18 protein-coding genes are annotated in these 17,219 nt (G+C 54.0%); 9 read left to right on the forward strand and 9 right to left on the reverse strand.

Annotation, left to right across the window (positions count from 1 at the left end; genetic code table 11):
- Window positions 1–7 precede the first annotated feature (7 nt).
- On the forward strand, window positions 8–517 hold the full coding sequence (locus I6L54_RS05790; protein WP_040232109.1) for an MltR family transcriptional regulator: 510 nt from the start codon (window positions 8–10) through the stop codon (window positions 515–517).
- Window positions 514–1,224 (forward strand): nucleoside/nucleotide kinase family protein, encoded by a 711-nt coding sequence (locus I6L54_RS05795; RefSeq protein WP_040232110.1) that lies wholly within the window; start codon window positions 514–516, stop codon window positions 1,222–1,224. The genes I6L54_RS05790 and I6L54_RS05795 overlap by 4 nt, the downstream gene beginning before the upstream one ends.
- On the opposite strand, the gene I6L54_RS05800 is transcribed toward I6L54_RS05795, so the two are convergent.
- Genes I6L54_RS05800 through I6L54_RS05820 form a run of 5 tightly spaced genes read right to left on the reverse strand, consistent with a single transcriptional unit; the run spans window position 1,181 to window position 4,259 of the window.
- Window positions 1,181–1,864, reverse strand: coding sequence for an ABC transporter ATP-binding protein (locus I6L54_RS05800; protein ID WP_040232111.1), 684 nt, complete (start codon window positions 1,862–1,864; stop codon window positions 1,181–1,183). The genes I6L54_RS05795 and I6L54_RS05800 overlap by 44 nt on opposite strands.
- On the reverse strand, window positions 1,858–2,535 hold the full coding sequence (locus I6L54_RS05805; protein WP_040232112.1) for an ABC transporter ATP-binding protein: 678 nt from the start codon (window positions 2,533–2,535) through the stop codon (window positions 1,858–1,860). The genes I6L54_RS05800 and I6L54_RS05805 overlap by 7 nt, the downstream gene beginning before the upstream one ends.
- Complete coding sequence (locus I6L54_RS05810) at window positions 2,523–3,230, reverse strand: energy-coupling factor transporter transmembrane component T (protein ID WP_040232113.1); 708 nt, start codon at window positions 3,228–3,230, stop codon at window positions 2,523–2,525. Before I6L54_RS05810 ends, I6L54_RS05805 begins: the two co-directional genes overlap by 13 nt.
- Entirely contained in the window at window positions 3,231–3,809 is a 579-nt protein-coding gene (locus I6L54_RS05815) for an ECF transporter S component (RefSeq protein WP_005123322.1), read from the reverse strand. It abuts the gene before it with no gap.
- A 24-nt stretch (window positions 3,810–3,833) separates the two neighbouring features.
- Window positions 3,834–4,259 (reverse strand): PPC domain-containing DNA-binding protein, encoded by a 426-nt coding sequence (locus I6L54_RS05820; protein WP_005123323.1) that lies wholly within the window; start codon window positions 4,257–4,259, stop codon window positions 3,834–3,836.
- A 374-nt stretch (window positions 4,260–4,633) separates the two neighbouring features.
- On the opposite strand from I6L54_RS05820, the gene epd reads away from it, so the two are divergent.
- The 7 genes from epd (at window position 4,634) to srsR (ending at window position 11,730) form a co-directional block, all read left to right on the forward strand.
- Entirely contained in the window at window positions 4,634–5,662 is a 1,029-nt protein-coding gene (gene epd, locus I6L54_RS05825) for an erythrose-4-phosphate dehydrogenase (RefSeq protein WP_003027035.1), read from the forward strand.
- 39 nt (window positions 5,663–5,701) lie between these two features.
- On the forward strand, window positions 5,702–6,865 hold the full coding sequence (pgk, locus tag I6L54_RS05830) for a phosphoglycerate kinase (RefSeq protein ID WP_003027032.1): 1,164 nt from the start codon (window positions 5,702–5,704) through the stop codon (window positions 6,863–6,865).
- 88 nt (window positions 6,866–6,953) lie between these two features.
- Complete coding sequence (gene fbaA / locus I6L54_RS05835; protein WP_003027029.1) at window positions 6,954–8,033, forward strand: class II fructose-bisphosphate aldolase; 1,080 nt, start codon at window positions 6,954–6,956, stop codon at window positions 8,031–8,033.
- A 191-nt stretch (window positions 8,034–8,224) separates the two neighbouring features.
- Window positions 8,225–9,085, forward strand: a complete 861-nt coding sequence (locus I6L54_RS05840) for a small-conductance mechanosensitive channel MscS (RefSeq protein ID WP_040232115.1) — start codon at window positions 8,225–8,227, stop codon at window positions 9,083–9,085.
- Window positions 9,086–9,234: 149 nt separating this feature from the next.
- The gene (argO, locus tag I6L54_RS05845) at window positions 9,235–9,870 is read left to right on the forward strand and encodes an arginine exporter ArgO (protein WP_040232272.1); all 636 of its coding nucleotides are present in this window, start codon (window positions 9,235–9,237) and stop codon (window positions 9,868–9,870) included.
- A gap of 93 nt (window positions 9,871–9,963) precedes the next feature.
- Window positions 9,964–10,710, forward strand: a complete 747-nt coding sequence (locus tag I6L54_RS05850; protein WP_005123328.1) for an oxidative stress defense protein — start codon at window positions 9,964–9,966, stop codon at window positions 10,708–10,710.
- A 123-nt stretch (window positions 10,711–10,833) separates the two neighbouring features.
- Window positions 10,834–11,730 carry a LysR family transcriptional regulator SrsR gene (srsR, locus tag I6L54_RS05855; protein ID WP_040232116.1) on the forward strand — a complete coding sequence of 299 codons (897 nt, stop codon included), beginning with the start codon at window positions 10,834–10,836 and terminating at the stop codon, window positions 11,728–11,730.
- Here srsR and scpC read toward each other — a convergent pair.
- From scpC to scpA, 4 genes are read right to left on the reverse strand one after another with little or no spacing between them, the layout of a single operon-like run.
- Window positions 11,727–13,193: a succinyl-CoA:acetate CoA-transferase ScpC gene (gene scpC, locus I6L54_RS05860; protein ID WP_040232117.1), complete on the reverse strand. Its 1,467-nt coding sequence runs from the start codon at window positions 13,191–13,193 to the stop codon at window positions 11,727–11,729. The two genes, srsR and scpC, sit on opposite strands and share 4 nt — an antisense overlap.
- A gap of 24 nt (window positions 13,194–13,217) precedes the next feature.
- A complete protein-coding gene (gene scpB / locus I6L54_RS05865) occupies window positions 13,218–14,003 on the reverse strand; it encodes a methylmalonyl-CoA decarboxylase (RefSeq protein WP_005123332.1) in 786 nt (261 codons plus the stop codon).
- Window positions 14,004–14,013: 10 nt separating this feature from the next.
- Entirely contained in the window at window positions 14,014–15,009 is a 996-nt protein-coding gene (meaB, locus tag I6L54_RS05870; RefSeq protein ID WP_005123333.1) for a methylmalonyl Co-A mutase-associated GTPase MeaB, read from the reverse strand.
- Window positions 15,002–17,146, reverse strand: a complete 2,145-nt coding sequence (gene scpA, locus I6L54_RS05875) for a methylmalonyl-CoA mutase (protein ID WP_005123334.1) — start codon at window positions 17,144–17,146, stop codon at window positions 15,002–15,004. The genes meaB and scpA overlap by 8 nt, the downstream gene beginning before the upstream one ends.
- Window positions 17,147–17,219: the final 73 nt, after the last annotated feature.

Genomic DNA, 17,219 nt, shown 5'->3' on the forward strand with positions numbered 1-17,219 from the left:
GTAACTAATGACGACGCTGACAGAAGACGATGTGCTTGAGCAACTGGATGCTCAAAATAATTTACTTTCGTTTATGACGACGGCACATAACATTTTGCTCCAGGGCATTAAGCGCTTTCTGCCGTCGCTGTTCGTTAATAACGATGAAGAGATCGTGGAATATGCAGTGAAGCCGTTGCTCGCCCAGAGTGGACCGCTTGACGATATCGACGTTGCGCTACGTCTGATTTATGCGCTGGGAAAAATGGATAAATGGCTTTACGCCGATATCACCCATTTTTCCCAGTTTTATCAGTACTTAAACGGGCAGGATACTATCCCCGGTTTTGCCGATGACATCACCTGGGATTTTGTTAGCAACGTGAACAGTATTACCCGCAACGCAACGCTCTACGGCGCGCTGGAGTCAATGAAATTTGCCGACTTTGCTGCGTGGTCCGAGGTGCGCTTTAGCGCAATGGTCAAGACGGCAATGACGCTGGCGGTGACGGCGATTTTAAAGGAATTAACGCCGTGAAAATCGAACTAACGGTGAATGGGCTCCAGGTTGAAGCACATTACCATGATGATGAGATAGAGAACGTCCACAAACCGTTATTACAGCAACTGGCAAAAATACAGGCCGCTAACCCGCAGCGACGTACGATAGTTTTTCTCTGCGCGCCACCGGGTACGGGTAAATCGACGCTGACCACCTTCTGGGAATATCTCTGCGCTCAGGATCCTTGTCTGCCGAAGATCCAGACGCTGCCGATGGATGGCTTCCATCACTACAACAACTGGCTGGATGCCCATAATCTGCGGACATACAAAGGTGCGCCGGAAACCTTTGATGTGGATAAGCTTGCGCAGAATCTACGCCAGATAAGGGAAGGGGAAGGCTTCTGGCCGCAATACGATCGGCAAAAACACGATCCGGTCGAAGAGGCCATACGGGTGACTGCGCCGATGGTGATTGTGGAGGGAAACTGGCTATTGCGCGATGATGAAAGATGGCGAGCGTTAGCTGAGTTTTGTGATTACTCGTTGTTTATTCGCGCTCCAGCCAATGCGCTGCGTACGCGACTGGTAGGCCGTAAACTGGCTGGCGGACTCTCACAAGTTGACGCTGAGGCATTTTATGAGCGTACCGACGGACCGAATGTTCGTCGGGTGCTGGAAGATAGCCTGCCAGCAGACCTTATGCTGGAGATGACGCTTGAGGGGGCATATCGGACGGCATGAGATTTTTGTTGTGTAGCCGTACTACGCGCGAAAAATGGCGCTGCGTAAATGCAGCGTCATGACTGATCGCTACAACGCTGGCGCCACGCGTACGACACACTGCCAGCCAGTTTTCGAAGACGCCAAGCCAGTGCGCATCAAAGTCCCGGCTGGGCTCATCCAGCAGTAGAATAGCAGGTTCGAGGGCTTCCAGACTGGCGACGGCAACCATACGTCGCTGTGCAGTATGCAGATCGAGCGGGTGCGCGTCGGCGACATCCTCTAATTGACATAATCGCAGCGCCGCCATCGTGCGTTGCGCAATTTCAGTCGCCGGATGCTTCTGTAGCCGTAATCCAAAAGCCACTTCCTCTGCCACCTTGCTGTGAAAAAGTTGATTTTCAGCTTCCTGAAACAGGACGCCGAGCACCCTGGCACGCTCCCGGTTTTTCAGTTGCGCAATCGGACGGCTCTGCAGGGTTATTGTGCCGGATGAAGGCGTCAGTAGCCCGGCCATGATGCGCAAAAGCGTGGATTTTCCTGCGCCATTATCGCCCGTTAGTGCCAGCCATTCCCCCTCCTGGAGTTCCAGCGAAATATTGCGTAAACAGTCATCGGCGGCGTTCGGCCAGCGATAACTGACCTGGTTTAGCGTTAGCATAGTGGTGACAATGCTCCGTCGCGCTGCTGCCATGCCTGCTGGCAGTAGCTGAGAAAAGGTGAAGGGTTGCGTTCGAAAAGTATTACCAAAGCATGCTGTTCCTGTGCCCACTGTTGCAGTCGCGCCAGCAGCATTGCCGTGGCTTGCGCCGTCAGGCGACTGAACGCTTCATCCAGAATCAATATTTTCGGCTGCATGGCGAGTGCGCTGGCAATGACTACCCGCTGGGTTTCCCCGCCGGAAAGGGTGCCGGGATGACGATGACGCAGGGGCTGACATTCCGTCAGCGTCAGGGCGGCATCTATGCGCTGCATAATTTCAGCCTCGTCCAGACAGAGGTTTTCCGGGCCAAACGCCACTTCTTCTTCCACGCTGAAAGTACAACCTGAAAGCTGCAGGTAAGGTGACTGCTGCACAAGCTGGATGGTACTCGACTGCTCGACCAGCGACAGTCGCCCGATGGGATTACCCAGCAGCGTGCCTGCGCCCTCAATTTCTCCCGGAAGGAAATCGGGGTACCAGCCAGCCATCAGCTGTGCCAGCGTACTTTTCCCGCTGCCGTTCTCACCAAAAATAGCCACCATACCAGGCCTGGCGTAATGGAAGTTGTAACAGGCGGATGGCCGCATAGCGTGCGTCGGAATATAGCGAAACTGCTCTAACGTAACCATATCCAGACTCCTGTCTCAACTGCCATCAGAACCACCATACCGTAGCGGGCCAGACGTTGTAGGGTGCTGTCTGGCGGCGCCCACAGCGTGGTGCGAGTGCGATGCAGTCGAAATCCGCGCATATCGAGCGCTGCACCGCGAACGGCTAAGTCATTGAGCGCATTATGGGTGAGCGGCACAATCAATGCAGGCATGGCGCGTAAACGTTGGTACCAGGACTCATCCAGCGGTATGCCGCGTGCGCGCTGAGCCTCGTGAATAATCGCCAATTGGCGTTTGAGTTGTTCAACCACCAGCAGCGGGCCTGCGAACAAATAGGCAACGCCTGGCGGCAGGCGAGATGCGAACAGGGCGCGCATAAAGCGCGAAACCGGTACGTACTGCATCCACATCTGCGATGTCGACACAATGGCCAGGATCCGCAGCCAGAGCGTAACGGCATCGGCCCAGCGTTCTGGTGCGCGTGGCTGCCCGCTAATCCACTCGGTAAGCCATCCGCCGTGCACCAGCCATAGCCCCAGTCCTAAGGGGATCATCAGCCAGAGTACGTATTTCGCCCGCGACCGCGTAGCCTTCATACATAGCAAACCGACAAACGTCGCGGCGCTGTACAAGCTCAGCGGCACTCCGGCTGGCAGCAGGAGCGTGGAGCAGGCGGCAAGCGCCCACAGAGTTAACGACGTAAACGGATGCATTTAGCGCACGGCAGACATCGTAGGGAAATGGCGCGTGGTGCGCAGCGGAAGTTGTCGCAGCAGCACCCAGACGATGATTGCCGTGAGGATTTTATCGACCAGATTCGCACCGATGACGGTGATGGCGACGGACTCCACCAGGTTCTGACCGACCGAGTGCATCCAGGCGACAAAAAGATCGGCGCCGCTGCCAGTGACACCGCCAAACAGAGTCGTGCGAATCGGCACGGCAACGAGGGTCACGGCAAGCGTGATAATTACGCCGCTGACCACGACTTTGGGTAAGGTGCGAAACCATCCCGCTCGTGCCAGCCAACCGGCAACCAGTCCAATAACCATGGCGACGGGCGCAAAGGCGGCGGCGATCGGATCGGTCAGTAACCCCCACAACAGGTTAGTGAGTAATCCGGTTAGCATCCCCACAACCGGACCTAACAGCACCGCGCTGATCAACGTGCCAATCGAGTCGAGAAAAATAGGCAATTTCAACATGCTGATAAGCTGCCCACCGATCATGTTGATGGCGATAGCAATGACAATAAGTACCAGAGACTGGCTGGAAAATTGGCGACGCGCCATAAAAGACCTCGTATAAGTGAAGCGTTAGCGGGATGAAATAACCAGTTCGTCATAACCGGAAACGGCGCAGGGCTGACGGCTGAATGCCAGAGACGTCAACTCGCCAATCACCAGTTCCAGCGTGGTTCGCACGGTACAGCCCGGCATCATGTGCCCGCCCAGCATTGCGCCGCGTGGGTCAGCAACCGCCAGATGGAGATGCTCGCCGGTAAGTTCCAGCGTGCCGTTCAGAGAGATAATTTCCCACGTACCCGTAAGTAGTGTGGTTTCTTCACGTCCGGCGAAGCGCAGAGCAATATTGGTCAAACTGCCGGTACAACCCGCTATCCAGGCTGCCTGGAGTTGATGCTGCTGGATAAACGCGTGTAGCGCTGAAAAGACTTCCTGGCCCGGTAATAAACGCAGCGCATGAAAGCGAGCTTCAGATGGTTGGGGATAGAATGTTGCCATAGTTGAGGGACTCCGAGACTCGGACGTTGCGCTGATAATATAGACGCGGTTTAGGGAGCTTTCTGATATTAATCAGGATTTGTGACATGGCAACGAAATAATCTTGCTACGGTTATTCGTAATTCTGGAATATGGAATAAAAGTCGTGTTGAAGGACATTAAAATGTGACGTAAGTCAGATAACTGTGTTCTGTTGCTGGACAATCATTCCTTTTATTCCTCGTTTCGCTTATTCTAGCTGAAGCGTTTCAGTAGACTAAATGTTCGACAATTAACCAATTAGTCGCAGTTTGCGACAGGTAAGGTTTCCCTGAGCGATTTGCTGCATTACTCTGTCTGCCACATCGTTTCTGAGAAATCCTTGCAGGAGACCTATGACCGTACGCGTAGCGATTAATGGTTTCGGTCGCATCGGACGCAACGTGGTTCGTGCTTTGTATGAATCCGGGCGTCGGGCGGAAATCACCGTGGTGGCAATCAACGAACTGGCGGATGCTGCAGGCATGGCGCATTTGTTGAAATATGACACCAGCCATGGGCGTTTTGCCTGGGATGTTCGTCAGGAACGAGACCAGCTCATCGTTGGCGATGACGCGATCCGCATTCTGCATGAGCGAACGCTCGATGCGCTTCCATGGCGCGAACTGGGTGTCGACGTTGTGCTGGATTGTACAGGGGTCTTCGGCAGTCGCGAACACGGCGAGGCGCATATTGCCGCCGGCGCAAAGAAAGTGCTCTTTTCACATCCTGGTAGTCACGACATCGACGCAACCGTTGTGTTTGGCGTTAATCAGGATCAGCTGCGCGCTGAGCACCGGATCGTTTCCAATGCCTCCTGCACCACGAATTGCATAATACCCGTCATCAAATTGCTGGATGATGCTTACGGCATTGAGTCTGGTACCGTCACCACGATCCACTCCGCGATGCACGATCAGCAGGTTATTGATGCTTATCATCCTGACCTGCGTCGCACGCGAGCGGCCAGCCAGTCGATCATTCCGGTTGATACCAAACTGGCGGCGGGCATCACGCGAATTTTCCCGCAGTTTAACGATCGTTTTGAGGCGATAGCGGTGCGTGTACCGACCATAAATGTGACGGCGATCGACTTAAGCGTGACGGTGAAAAAACCAGTAAAAGCCAGTGAAGTCAACCAGTTGCTGCAAAAAGCAGCACAAGGTGCATTTCATGGTATAGTTGACTATACGGAATTACCGTTGGTCTCAGTAGATTTTAACCACGACCCGCACAGCGCCATCGTTGATGGCACGCAAACGCGCGTGAGTGGCGCTCACCTGATCAAAACGCTGGTCTGGTGTGATAATGAATGGGGCTTTGCTAACCGTATGCTCGACACGACGTTAGCGATGGCTGCTATTGGTTTCAGGCTCGACGCTTGAGCGTCGACAAAACTTTATGAATCAACGAGAGGATTCACCATGTCTGTAATTAAGATGACCGATCTGGATCTGGCTGGTAAACGCGTTTTTATCCGTGCGGACCTGAACGTACCAGTTAAAGAAGGGAAAGTAACCAGCGATGCACGTATCCGTGCTTCCCTGCCGACCATCGAACTGGCACTGAAACAGGGTGCTAAAGTGATGGTAACTTCCCACCTGGGTCGTCCTACCGAAGGCGAGTACAACGAAGAATTCTCTCTGCTGCCGGTTGTTAACTACCTGAAAGACAAACTGTCTGCGCCGGTTCGCCTGGTAAAAGATTACCTGGACGGCGTTGAAGTCGCTGCCGGTGAACTGGTTGTTCTGGAAAACGTTCGCTTCAACAAAGGCGAGAAGAAAGACGACGAAGCGCTGTCCAAAAAATATGCTGCTTTGTGCGACGTATTCGTTATGGACGCTTTCGGTACTGCTCACCGTGCGCAGGCGTCTACTCACGGTATCGGTAAATTCGCCGATGTCGCTTGTGCAGGTCCGCTGCTCGCTGCCGAGCTGGATGCACTGGGTAAAGCGCTGAAAGAACCTGCTCGTCCGATGGTTGCTATCGTTGGTGGTTCTAAAGTTTCTACCAAACTGACTGTTCTGGACTCTCTGTCAAAAATCGCTGACCAGCTGATCGTTGGCGGTGGTATCGCGAACACCTTCGTTGCTGCTCAAGGTCACAACGTGGGTAAATCCCTGTACGAAGCAGATCTCGTTGACGAAGCTAAGCGTCTGCTGACCACTTGCGACATCCCGGTTCCGACCGACGTTCGCGTAGCGACTGAATTCTCTGAAACCGCACCGGCTACCCTGAAATCCGTTAGCGATGTAAAAGAAGACGAGCAGATCCTGGATATCGGCGACGCTTCTGCACAGCAACTGGCTGACATCCTGAAGAATGCGAAAACCATTCTGTGGAACGGCCCGGTTGGCGTGTTCGAATTCCCGAACTTCCGCAAAGGTACTGAAATCGTTGCTAATGCCATCGCAGACAGCGAAGCATTCTCTATCGCAGGCGGCGGTGACACCCTGGCAGCAATCGACCTGTTCGGCATTGCTGACAAAATCTCCTACATCTCTACTGGCGGCGGCGCGTTCCTCGAATTCGTGGAAGGCAAAGTGCTGCCAGCAGTAGCCATGCTCGAAGAGCGTGCTAAAAAGTAAGAATTTAATGGGCAGGGAAACCTGCCCTTATTTTAGCGCGCTTTAGGGCGCGCGCCCTTTCCAAGGCCGAAGATACAGGACTCGTAAAATGTCTAAAATTTTTGATTTCGTAAAACCAGGCGTAATCACTGGTGATGACGTACAGAAAGTTTTCCAGGTAGCTAAAGAAAACAACTTTGCTCTGCCAGCTGTTAACTGCGTGGGTACCGACTCCATCAACGCCGTTTTGGAAACTGCTGCAAAAGTTAAAGCGCCGGTAATCGTACAATTCTCCAACGGTGGTGCTTCTTTCATCGCGGGTAAAGGCGTGAAGTCCGACGTTCCTCAGGGCGCTGCAATCCTGGGTGCTATCTCTGGCGCGCATCACGTTCACCAGATGGCTGAACACTACGGTGTTCCGGTTATCCTGCACACTGACCACTGCGCGAAGAAACTGCTGCCGTGGATCGACGGTCTGCTGGACGCGGGTGAAAAACACTTCGCAGCAACCGGCAAACCGCTGTTCTCTTCTCACATGATCGACCTGTCTGAAGAGTCTCTGGAAGAGAACATCGAAATCTGCTCCAAATACCTGGCGCGCATGTCCAAAATGGGCATGACTCTGGAAATCGAACTGGGTTGCACCGGTGGCGAAGAAGATGGCGTGGACAACAGCCACATGGACGCTTCTGCACTGTACACCCAGCCGGAAGACGTTGATTACGCATACACCGAGCTGAGCAAAATCAGCCCGCGTTTCACCATCGCAGCTTCCTTCGGTAACGTACACGGCGTTTACAAGCCGGGTAACGTCGTTCTGACCCCGACCATCCTGCGCGACTCTCAGGACTATGTTTCTAAGAAACATAACCTGCCGCACAACAGCCTGAACTTCGTCTTCCACGGCGGTTCCGGTTCTACTGCTCAGGAAATCAAAGACTCCGTAAGCTACGGCGTAGTGAAAATGAACATCGACACCGATACCCAATGGGCTACCTGGGAAGGCGTTCTGAACTACTACAAAGCAAACGAAGCTTACCTGCAGGGCCAGTTGGGTAACCCGAAAGGCGAAGATCAGCCGAACAAGAAATACTACGATCCGCGCGTATGGCTGCGTGCTGGTCAGGCAACCATGATCACCCGTCTGGAACAGGCTTTCAAAGAACTGAACGCGGTTGACGTTCTGTAATTTACGTCGTTCCACGTGACATGAGGCCCGCAAATGCGGGCCTTTTTTATTGTTATGTCAACGTGCTGCTGGCAGAGAATTCTGTGATCTGTTTGGCAAAATCCAGGTTTATTGTTTACCCTTGTCAGGTTGCCAGTCCCGTCAGGGCGGCTTTATTTCTCCCGTTTGGGTAAGCAAAAAAGGAATAGTGAATGGAAGATTTGAATGTTGTCGACAGCATAAACGGTGCGGGCACCTGGCTGGTGCGTAACCAGGAACTGCTGTTGAGCTATGCCGTCAACATCGTTGCGGCCATCGCGATTGTCATTATCGGTATGATCGTGGCGCGCATTGTATCAAATACCGTTAACCGCCTGATGCTGGCGCGTAAAATTGATGCCACCGTTGCCGACTTCCTCTCTGCACTGGTGCGTTACGGTATTATCGCTTTCACGCTGATTGCCGCTCTGGGCCGCGTTGGGGTGCAAACGGCCTCCGTGATCGCCGTGCTCGGTGCCGCAGGTTTAGCCGTCGGTTTGGCGCTGCAAGGCTCGCTGTCTAACCTCGCCGCAGGTGTCCTGCTGGTAATGTTCCGTCCGTTCCGTGCAGGTGAGTATGTCGATCTCGGTGGCGTGGCCGGAACCGTGCTCAATGTGCAGATTTTCTCCACCACTATGCGCACCGTTGACGGTAAGATTGTCGTGATCCCGAACGGTAAAATCATCGCCGGGAACATCATTAACTTCTCTCGTGAACCGGTTCGTCGTAACGAATTTATTATCGGTGTAGCCTACGATTCCGATATCGATCAAGTGAAAAAAATCCTCACCGATATTATCCAGTCGGAAGATCGCATTCTTAAAGACCGTGAAATGACGGTGCGCCTGAATGAACTGGGGGCTTCCTCAATTAATTTTGTCGTACGCGTCTGGAGCAACAGCAGCGATCTGCAAAGTGTCTACTGGGATGTACTGGAACGCATTAAGCGTGAGTTCGATGCCAACGGCATCAGCTTCCCGTATCCGCAGATGGATGTGAACTTCAAGCGTGTGAAAGAGAGTACGGCAGAGTAATTACGCGCCCGGAGGCGCTATCGCTTTCCGGGCCGACAAAACGTCCTTTCCATTAATTTCCCTAATCTGCGATTAAAATTATCAATTTCCGCTAATGATTTTCCCGCGCTATAGTCTGCTCCTAAGAGAAACAGTTCGGGATGATTAACGTGTTATCGTATTACTTTCAAGGGCTTGTGCTTGGTGCAGCCATGATACTTCCGCTTGGCCCGCAAAACGCCTTCGTGATGAACCAGGGCATTCGCCGCCAGTATCACATCATGATTGCTTTACTCTGTGCTATCAGCGATTTAGTGCTGATTTGTGCCGGGATCTTTGGCGGTAGCGCCTTGCTGATGCAGTCGCCGTGGTTGATGGCGCTGGTCACCTGGGGCGGAGTGGCGTTTCTGCTCTGGTACGGTTTTGGTGCGTTAAAAACGGCGATGAGCAGCAATCTGGAACTGGCCAGCGCTGAAGTAATGAAGCAGGGGCGCTGGAAAATCATCGCTACTATGCTGGCGGTGACCTGGCTCAATCCCCATGTTTACCTGGATACCTTTGTGGTGCTGGGGAGTCTGGGGGGGCAACTGGACGTTGAGCCGAAGCGCTGGTTTGCGCTAGGAACCGTCAGCGCTTCGTTCCTGTGGTTCTTCGGTCTGGCATTGTTGGCGGCCTGGCTGGCTCCGCGTCTGCGCACTGCTAAAGCGCAGCGCATCATCAATACGCTGGTAGGATTAGTGATGTGGTTTATTGCTTTTCAACTGGCAAAAGAAGGTGTTGCGCACGTTCAAGCGTTGTTCAACTAAGTGTTGTCTGATGGACAACGCAGCGAGATCGGCTAAGCTTGCCTGCATGTGCCCTGAGTTTCGGGGTAATTATTGAAACATGGAGGAACGACCGTGAAGTTCAAAATAATGGCCCTGGCGGCATTAATCGGATTCAGCGCACTATCGGTACAGGCAAATGAGTTGCCAAATGGACCGCACATCGTGACTTCCGGAACGGCAAGCGTGGATGCGACACCAGACATCGCCACGCTGGCAATTGAAGTGAACGTTGCTGCCAAGGATGCGGCGTCAGCGAAGAAGCAGGCTGATGAGCGCGTGGCGCAATATCTGTCTTTCCTTGAACAGAACCAGATAGCGAAGAAAGACATTAGCGCGGCCAACCTGCGTACCCAACCGGACTACGACTACCAGAATGGTAAAAGTATCCTCAAAGGGTATCGTGCAGTGCGCACCGTTGAAGTCACGCTGCGCCAACTGGACAAACTTAACGCTCTGCTCGATGGCGCGCTGAAAGCGGGTCTGAATGAGATCCGTTCGGTATCACTGGGCGTTGCCCAACCGGATGCTTACAAAGATAAAGCGCGTAAAGCGGCAATTGATGATGCAATTCATCAGGCTGAACAGCTGGCCGCGGGCTTTAACAGTAAACTGGGTCCCGTTTACAGCGTGCGCTACCACGTTTCCAATTATCAGCCGAGCCCGATGGTTCGGATGATGAAAGCAGATGCCGCACCTGCTGCCTCTGCTCAGGAAACCTACGAACAGCCAGTTATTCAGTTTGACGATCAGGTTGATGTGGTCTTCCAGCTCGAACCCGCGGCGGGTCAGCCAGCAGCAGCGCCTGCCAAAACGCAGTAATCTTTTCAGACCCGGCTTTCCAGCCGGGTTTTTTCTGTGAGCAACTGTAAAAATGAGACTTCACATCCGGTCTTTTTTTTCGCCGTAATGAGGATAGGCCATAGCGATTTTTAAGGGGACGCTATGGATATTTTTATCTCAAAAAAGATGCGTAATTTCATTCTGCTGGCGCAAACCAATAACATCGCCAGAGCGGCAGAAAAAATACATATGACCGCATCACCTTTCGGTAAAAGCATTGCCGCACTGGAAGATCAAATCGGCTATACGTTATTTACCCGCAAAGATAACAACATCAGCCTGAATAAAGCCGGACAAGAGTTGTATCAGAAGCTGTTTCCCGTCTATCAGCGCCTTTCTGCCATTGATAACGAAATCCATAACACCTCTCGCCGCTCGCGGGAAATCGTCATCGGCATCGACAATACCTACCCAACGATTATTTTTGACCAGTTGATCAGCCTTGGCGATAAGTATGACGGCGTGACGGCTCAGGCCGTTGAATTCAGCGAAAATGGGGTGATTGATAACCTGTTCGATCGCAAACTGGATTTTATTATCTCGCCGCAGCACGTTTCCCCCCGCGTGCAGGGGCTGGAAAATATGGCGATCAGCGAACTGCCTCCGCTGCGTCTGGGCTTTCTCGTTTCCCGGCGCTACGAAGAAAAACAGCCGCAGGATCTGTTGCGCGAGCTGCCCTGGCTGCAAATGCGTTTCCAGAATCGCGCCAACTTTGAGGCGATGCTGGATGCTTACATGCGACCCTGTGGGATCAACCCGACGATTATCTATCGTCCGTACAGCTTTATGGCGAAGATTAGCGCGGTGGAGCGTGGGCAGTTTTTGACGGTGATCCCGTATTTCGCCTGGCGCCTGGTGAACCCGTCGACGCTGAAATATTTCGATGCGCCCGGTAACCCAATGTATATGCAGGAGTTTCTGTATTCGCTGAAAAATCATCGCTATACCGCCACCATGCTCCAGCATATTGCTGAAGATCGTGACGGTACGGCAAGTTAACCGAGCATCGAGCCTGTTTCGAGAAGATTGCGATGCAGATCGAACGCATGGCTGAGATCGTGATGGATATGCCCGCCGGGCGCTTTTTCCAGATAGCGGTGCAGGTAGTCCCGGTAAAGCGGATGCGCACAGTTATCGATAATCGTGTGCGCCCGCTGCATCGGAGATAAACCACGCAGATCGGCAATGCCCTGTTCAGTGACGATCACTTTCACACTATGCTCGCTGTGATCGACATGGCTGCACATCGGCACGATAGTGGATATTTTCCCGCCTTTGGCAATCGACGGAGCCATAAAAATCGACAGATAGGCGTTACGCTCGAAATCGCCGCTACCGCCGATGCCGTTCATCAGGTTGACGCCCGCAACGTGCGTGGAATTAGCATGGCCGTAGATATCAAACTCCAGACCAACATTGAGCGCAATGACGCCCAACCGACGAATGATTTCCGGGTTATTGGAGATCTCCTGCGGGCGCAGCACAATCCGGCTGGCGAAGAAGTCCATGTTGTCGTAAATCTTCTGTAGCGACGGGGCTGAAATGGTCAGACTGGAAGCGCTGGCACCGGTTATCTTGCCCGTTTCCAGCAGATGCACCACCGACTCCTGTAGCACCTCCGAATACATCATAAAGGGCGGGATATCCGGATTCTCCCCCAGTCGCGCCATCACCGCGTTGTTGATATTACCCACGCCGCTTTGTAAGGGCAGAAACTCAGCTGGAATGCGTTTGTGCGCCATTTCTGCCAGCAGAAAGGTGACCACGTTATCGGCAATTTGTTGGCTGACCGGATTGGTTTTATCCGACGCATTTCCGGCATCGGGCAGTTCGGTATCCACCACCGCGACCACTTTCCTGGGGTCTATCTGCACACACTGGCTACCTACGCGATCCATGGTATGAAAAATGGGTACGCTGTTACGCCGCGGTGGCGCGCCAGGTATCACGATGTCGGCAAACTCTGCCACGCGGGGATTGTGATAATGATTCAACTCAATAATGACTTTTTTCGCCCGCAGCAGCCAGGTGGGCGCGTTACCAATGCCGCTGGAAAGCCAAATCCGGCCGTCTGGCGCAATCGCGGAGGCTTCAATAACGGCAACGTCGATCTCGCCAAAAAAGCCGTAATTAACCATCTGTGCGACCTCGCTCAAATGGAGATCGACAAACCTCACCTGGCCCTGATTAATTTTCTCACGCAGGCCAGATGATGTTTGATAAGGCGCACGCCAGGAAACGGCATCCGCCGCAGACAGGGCATCATCAGCGGCGGCGCCAATTGATGCCCCGGTCAGCAGACGGATCTGAAAAGGCTGCCCGGTTTGATGTTGCTCGCAGGCGCGTTGGGCAATTGCGCTGGGTAACGCTTTTGGCGAACCCGCGGGGGTAAAGCCGCTGAACGCCACCATATCATCGTGCTGGATAATTTCTGCCGCCTGTTCGGCGTTCATCCGTTTCATGGCCGTCTCCTTCCTCGGACGTGATTAATGGCCGACAAAATTAGGTTTACGTTTTTCCATAAACGCGTTCATCCCTTCCTGATAATCCTCGCTGTCGTATACCGCGCGACGCATACCCTGAATGCGCTCAAATTCGTCTGAGTTCATGGTGTGAGCTTCCCCCAGCACGCGCAGTTCTTCTTTGATGACGGCGATTGCCAGCGGCGCTTTTTCCGAGATGTGGTGCGCCATTTGCAGGGTGAAATCTTCCAGTTCCTCGGCGGGAACAACATGGTTGAGGATCCCGACCGCCATGGCGCGTTGAGCGGTGATGGGCGAAGCGGTAAAAATCAGCTCTTTCACGATGTGAAAACCGGCGTCGCGGGTCAGGTTGTGGATGCCGACCAGGTTATACGGCACGCCGAGGTTGACCGGGGTCATCGAGAAGGTGGACGTTTCAGCAGCGATGATCAGATCGGAACTCATGATCATCTCAAATGCGCCGCCCCAAACGCTGCCTTCGACCATAGAGATCACCGGCTTCGGATATTTTTGGATCATGCGGGTTATCTGACGCAGCGGATCGTCATAAGAGAGCGGATCGCGGCGTCCGGTGGGGAGTTCATGAATATCATGCCCGGCAGAGAACACTTTGGCCCCGCTCGGGGCGCGCAGAATAATGCAGCGAATTTCCGCACGATTGAGGTCGCTCAGCGCCTGCATCAGATCGTCAATAAACACTTTGCTCAGGGCGTTGAGCTTGCGGGCGTAGTTGAACTCAATAACCGCGACTTTCTGGATGATGACCACGTTGACGTATTGATAAGACATAATGTTCTCTTTAGTGAAAGTAATGATGCTGGATAAATTCGCTGATGTGCCGCAGACCGGTACGCGGCGACAGATCGTTATTTTTGACGGCCTGTAGCGTCTGCTGGAAATAACGGTCGAAATCAGTACGGGCAAACAGCAGATGCAGTGCTTCTTCTTCAGCCTGACGATGTAACCAGTCCACCGCCTGCTGCTGGCGGACTTTTTCAAGTCGACCGCTGGCGGTAAGGCACGTTTTAAAGTCGGTTATCGTCTGCCAAACTTCCTCAATACCGCGTTTTTCCAGCGCACTACAGGTCAGAACCTGCGGCAGCCACTCGTCATATTTGCGGCGCAGAATATGCAGGGCGGATTCGTACATATGGCGAGCGATGGCAACGTTGGTATGGTTATCACCGTCGTCTTTGTTGATGACGACCAGATCAGCCATTTCCATCAGGCCTTTTTTGATGCCCTGCAAATCGTCACCACCGCCGGCGATTTGCAGTGAGATAAAGCAATCCACCATACCTGCGACTTCGGTTTCTGACTGTCCAACGCCGACGGTTTCCACAATCACCACGTCAAAGCCCGCCGCTTCGCACAGCAGCATTAATTCGCGGGCGCGCTGGCTGGCGCCACCTAAATGCCCGCTGGAAGGTACCGGGCGAATAAACGCAGATTCGGCGCGTGCCAGTTCCGTCATGCGGGTTTTATCACCGAGAATACTGCCGCCGCTGACCGGGCTGCTGGGATCGACGGCGATCACCGCCACGCGTAACCCCTGGCGAATCAACAGCATGCCGAAGGCTTCCAGAAAGGTGCTTTTCCCCGCGCCCGGCGTACCGGTTATCCCCAAACGCAGGGCGTTACCGGTGAACGGCATAATCGCGTCGAGCAATTGCGTACTGAGCGGCTGGTGGCGCGGGTGGCTGCTTTCGATCAGCGTCATCGCCTGGGCGAGCGTAGCCCGTTCGCCAAGTCGCAACCGACGGACGGTATCCTCAAGCGTGGCGGCGTTAATCATGATGCTGACTGATACGGGTTAACACATCGCGGACGCTGTCGAGCATTGGCGTGCCGGGGCCATAAATAGCGGCCACGCCATGCTCGTGCAGGAAAGCGTAATCCTGTGGCGGAATTACCCCTCCGGCGATGACGCAAATATCCTCGCGTCCCCAGCTTTTGAGCGCGGTGACCAGCTCTGGGATCAATGTTTTATGACCCGCCGCCAGCGATGATGCGCCAACCACATGGACATCGTTTTCTACCGCCAGACGGGCAATTTCCTCTGGAGTGGAGAACATCGGGCTGAGGTCGACATCGAAACCGAGATCGGAGTAGGCGCTGGCGATCACTTTTGCGCCGCGATCGTGGCCATCCTGACCCATCTTGGCGATCAGAATGCGCGGGCGGCGGCCATTTTCTGCGAGGAACTGTTCGGTTTGCGCAACAATGGCGTCGAACTCATCGGCGGATTTATCAGACTGGTGATAGCTTTGCGCAATCACCCCGGTGACGCACTGGCTGGGAACCAGATAGCGATCAAAGGCGGCTTCCAGCGCGTCGGAGATTTCACCGAGCGTGGCGCGAACGCGGGCGGCGTTGACGGCGGCTGCCAGCAGGTTTTCATTATGCTGCGCGGCGTGGGTCAGCGCGGATAGCGCGGCGTTAACGGCATCACTGTCGCGGGTGGCGCGGATATGCTGCAGTGAGGCAATCTGCTCGTTGCGCACCTTCACGTTGTCGATCTCCAGCACCGACGTCTCGTCTTCTTTATCCAGCTTGTACTTATTCACGCCGACGATGACGCGTTTACCCTGGTCGATCAGCGATTGTTCACGCGCGGAGGCTTCTTCGATCATCCGTTTAGGCAATCCGGCTTCGATCGCCTTCGCCATGCCGCCAGCCTCATCTATCTGCTTGATGATCGTGCGCGCCTGCTTCACGATTTGATCGGTCAGAGACTCCACGTAATACGATCCGGCCAGCGGATCAACAGTGCGGCAGATCTCTGACTCTTCCTGAATGATGATCTGCGTATTACGCGCAATACGGGCGGAAAAATCGGTGGGCAGACCGAGCGCCTCATCAAAGGCGTTGGTATGCAGGGACTGAGTGCCACCAAGCGTGGCGCCGAGCGCTTCAATGGTGGTACGCACCACGTTGTTGTACGGGTCCTGCTCAGTCAGACTCCAGCCGGACGTCTGGCAATGGGTACGCAGAGCGAGAGATTTCGGGTTAGTCGCACCAAAACTGCTGACCGCTTCGCTCCACAAATACCGCGCCGCGCGCAGCATGGCGACGTTCATAAACAGATCCATACCGATGCCGAAGAAGAACGACAGGCGTGGGGCGAAGTCATCAATTTTCAGCCCGGCGGAAAGCGCGGCCTTGATGTATTCAATTCCGTCTGCCAGCGTAAATGCCACCTGCTGTACGCAGTTCGCCCCAGCTTCACCCATGTGGTAACCGCTGATGCTGATGGTGTTAAAACGCGGCATGTTGCCGGAGCACCAGGCGATGATGTCAGCGATAATGCGCATGGAGGGTTTTGGTGGATAAATATAGGTGTTGCGGCACAGGTACTCTTTCAGAATATCGTTCTGAATGGTTCCGGTGAGCTGTTCCGGCGTTACGCCTTGTTCTTCAGCAGCGACGATATAAAACGCCAGCACCGGCAGCACCGCGCCGTTCATGGTCATCGATACCGACATCTTATCCAGCGGGATCTGATCGAACAGCACCTTCATATCTTCGACGGTATCGATCGCCACACCCGCTTTGCCGACGTCACCCGCCACGCGCGGGTTGTCTGAGTCATAACCGCGATGGGTGGCAAGGTCAAAGGCGACGGAAAGCCCTTTTTGCCCGGCGGCGAGGTTGCGGCGGTAAAAGGCGTTGGACTCTTTGGCGGTAGAGAAACCGGCGTATTGGCGAATGGTCCACGGCTGCGCGGTATACATGGTGGCGCGTGGGCCGCGCACGTAAGGCGGCAGACCGGGGAGGGTGCCTGTTACTTCCAGATTATCGAGGTCCGCTTCGGTGTACAGCGGCTTGATGGCAATCCCTTCCGCCGTCTGTCTTTCCAGCGACTCAACGGTTTTTTCCCGTCGACTGAGTTCTTTGTTGGCGAGTGTTTGCCACTCCTGCACGTTTGCCATTTTCTGCTCCGTATTACGCAATAAGTTGAATCTTTGCGAATACGGTGTGCTTTTTCATTTGGCTTGTCGCCAG

It is taken from the genome of Citrobacter pasteurii (assembly GCF_019047765.1).
In the GTDB taxonomy this organism is placed as follows: Bacteria; Pseudomonadota; Gammaproteobacteria; order Enterobacterales; family Enterobacteriaceae; genus Citrobacter; species Citrobacter pasteurii.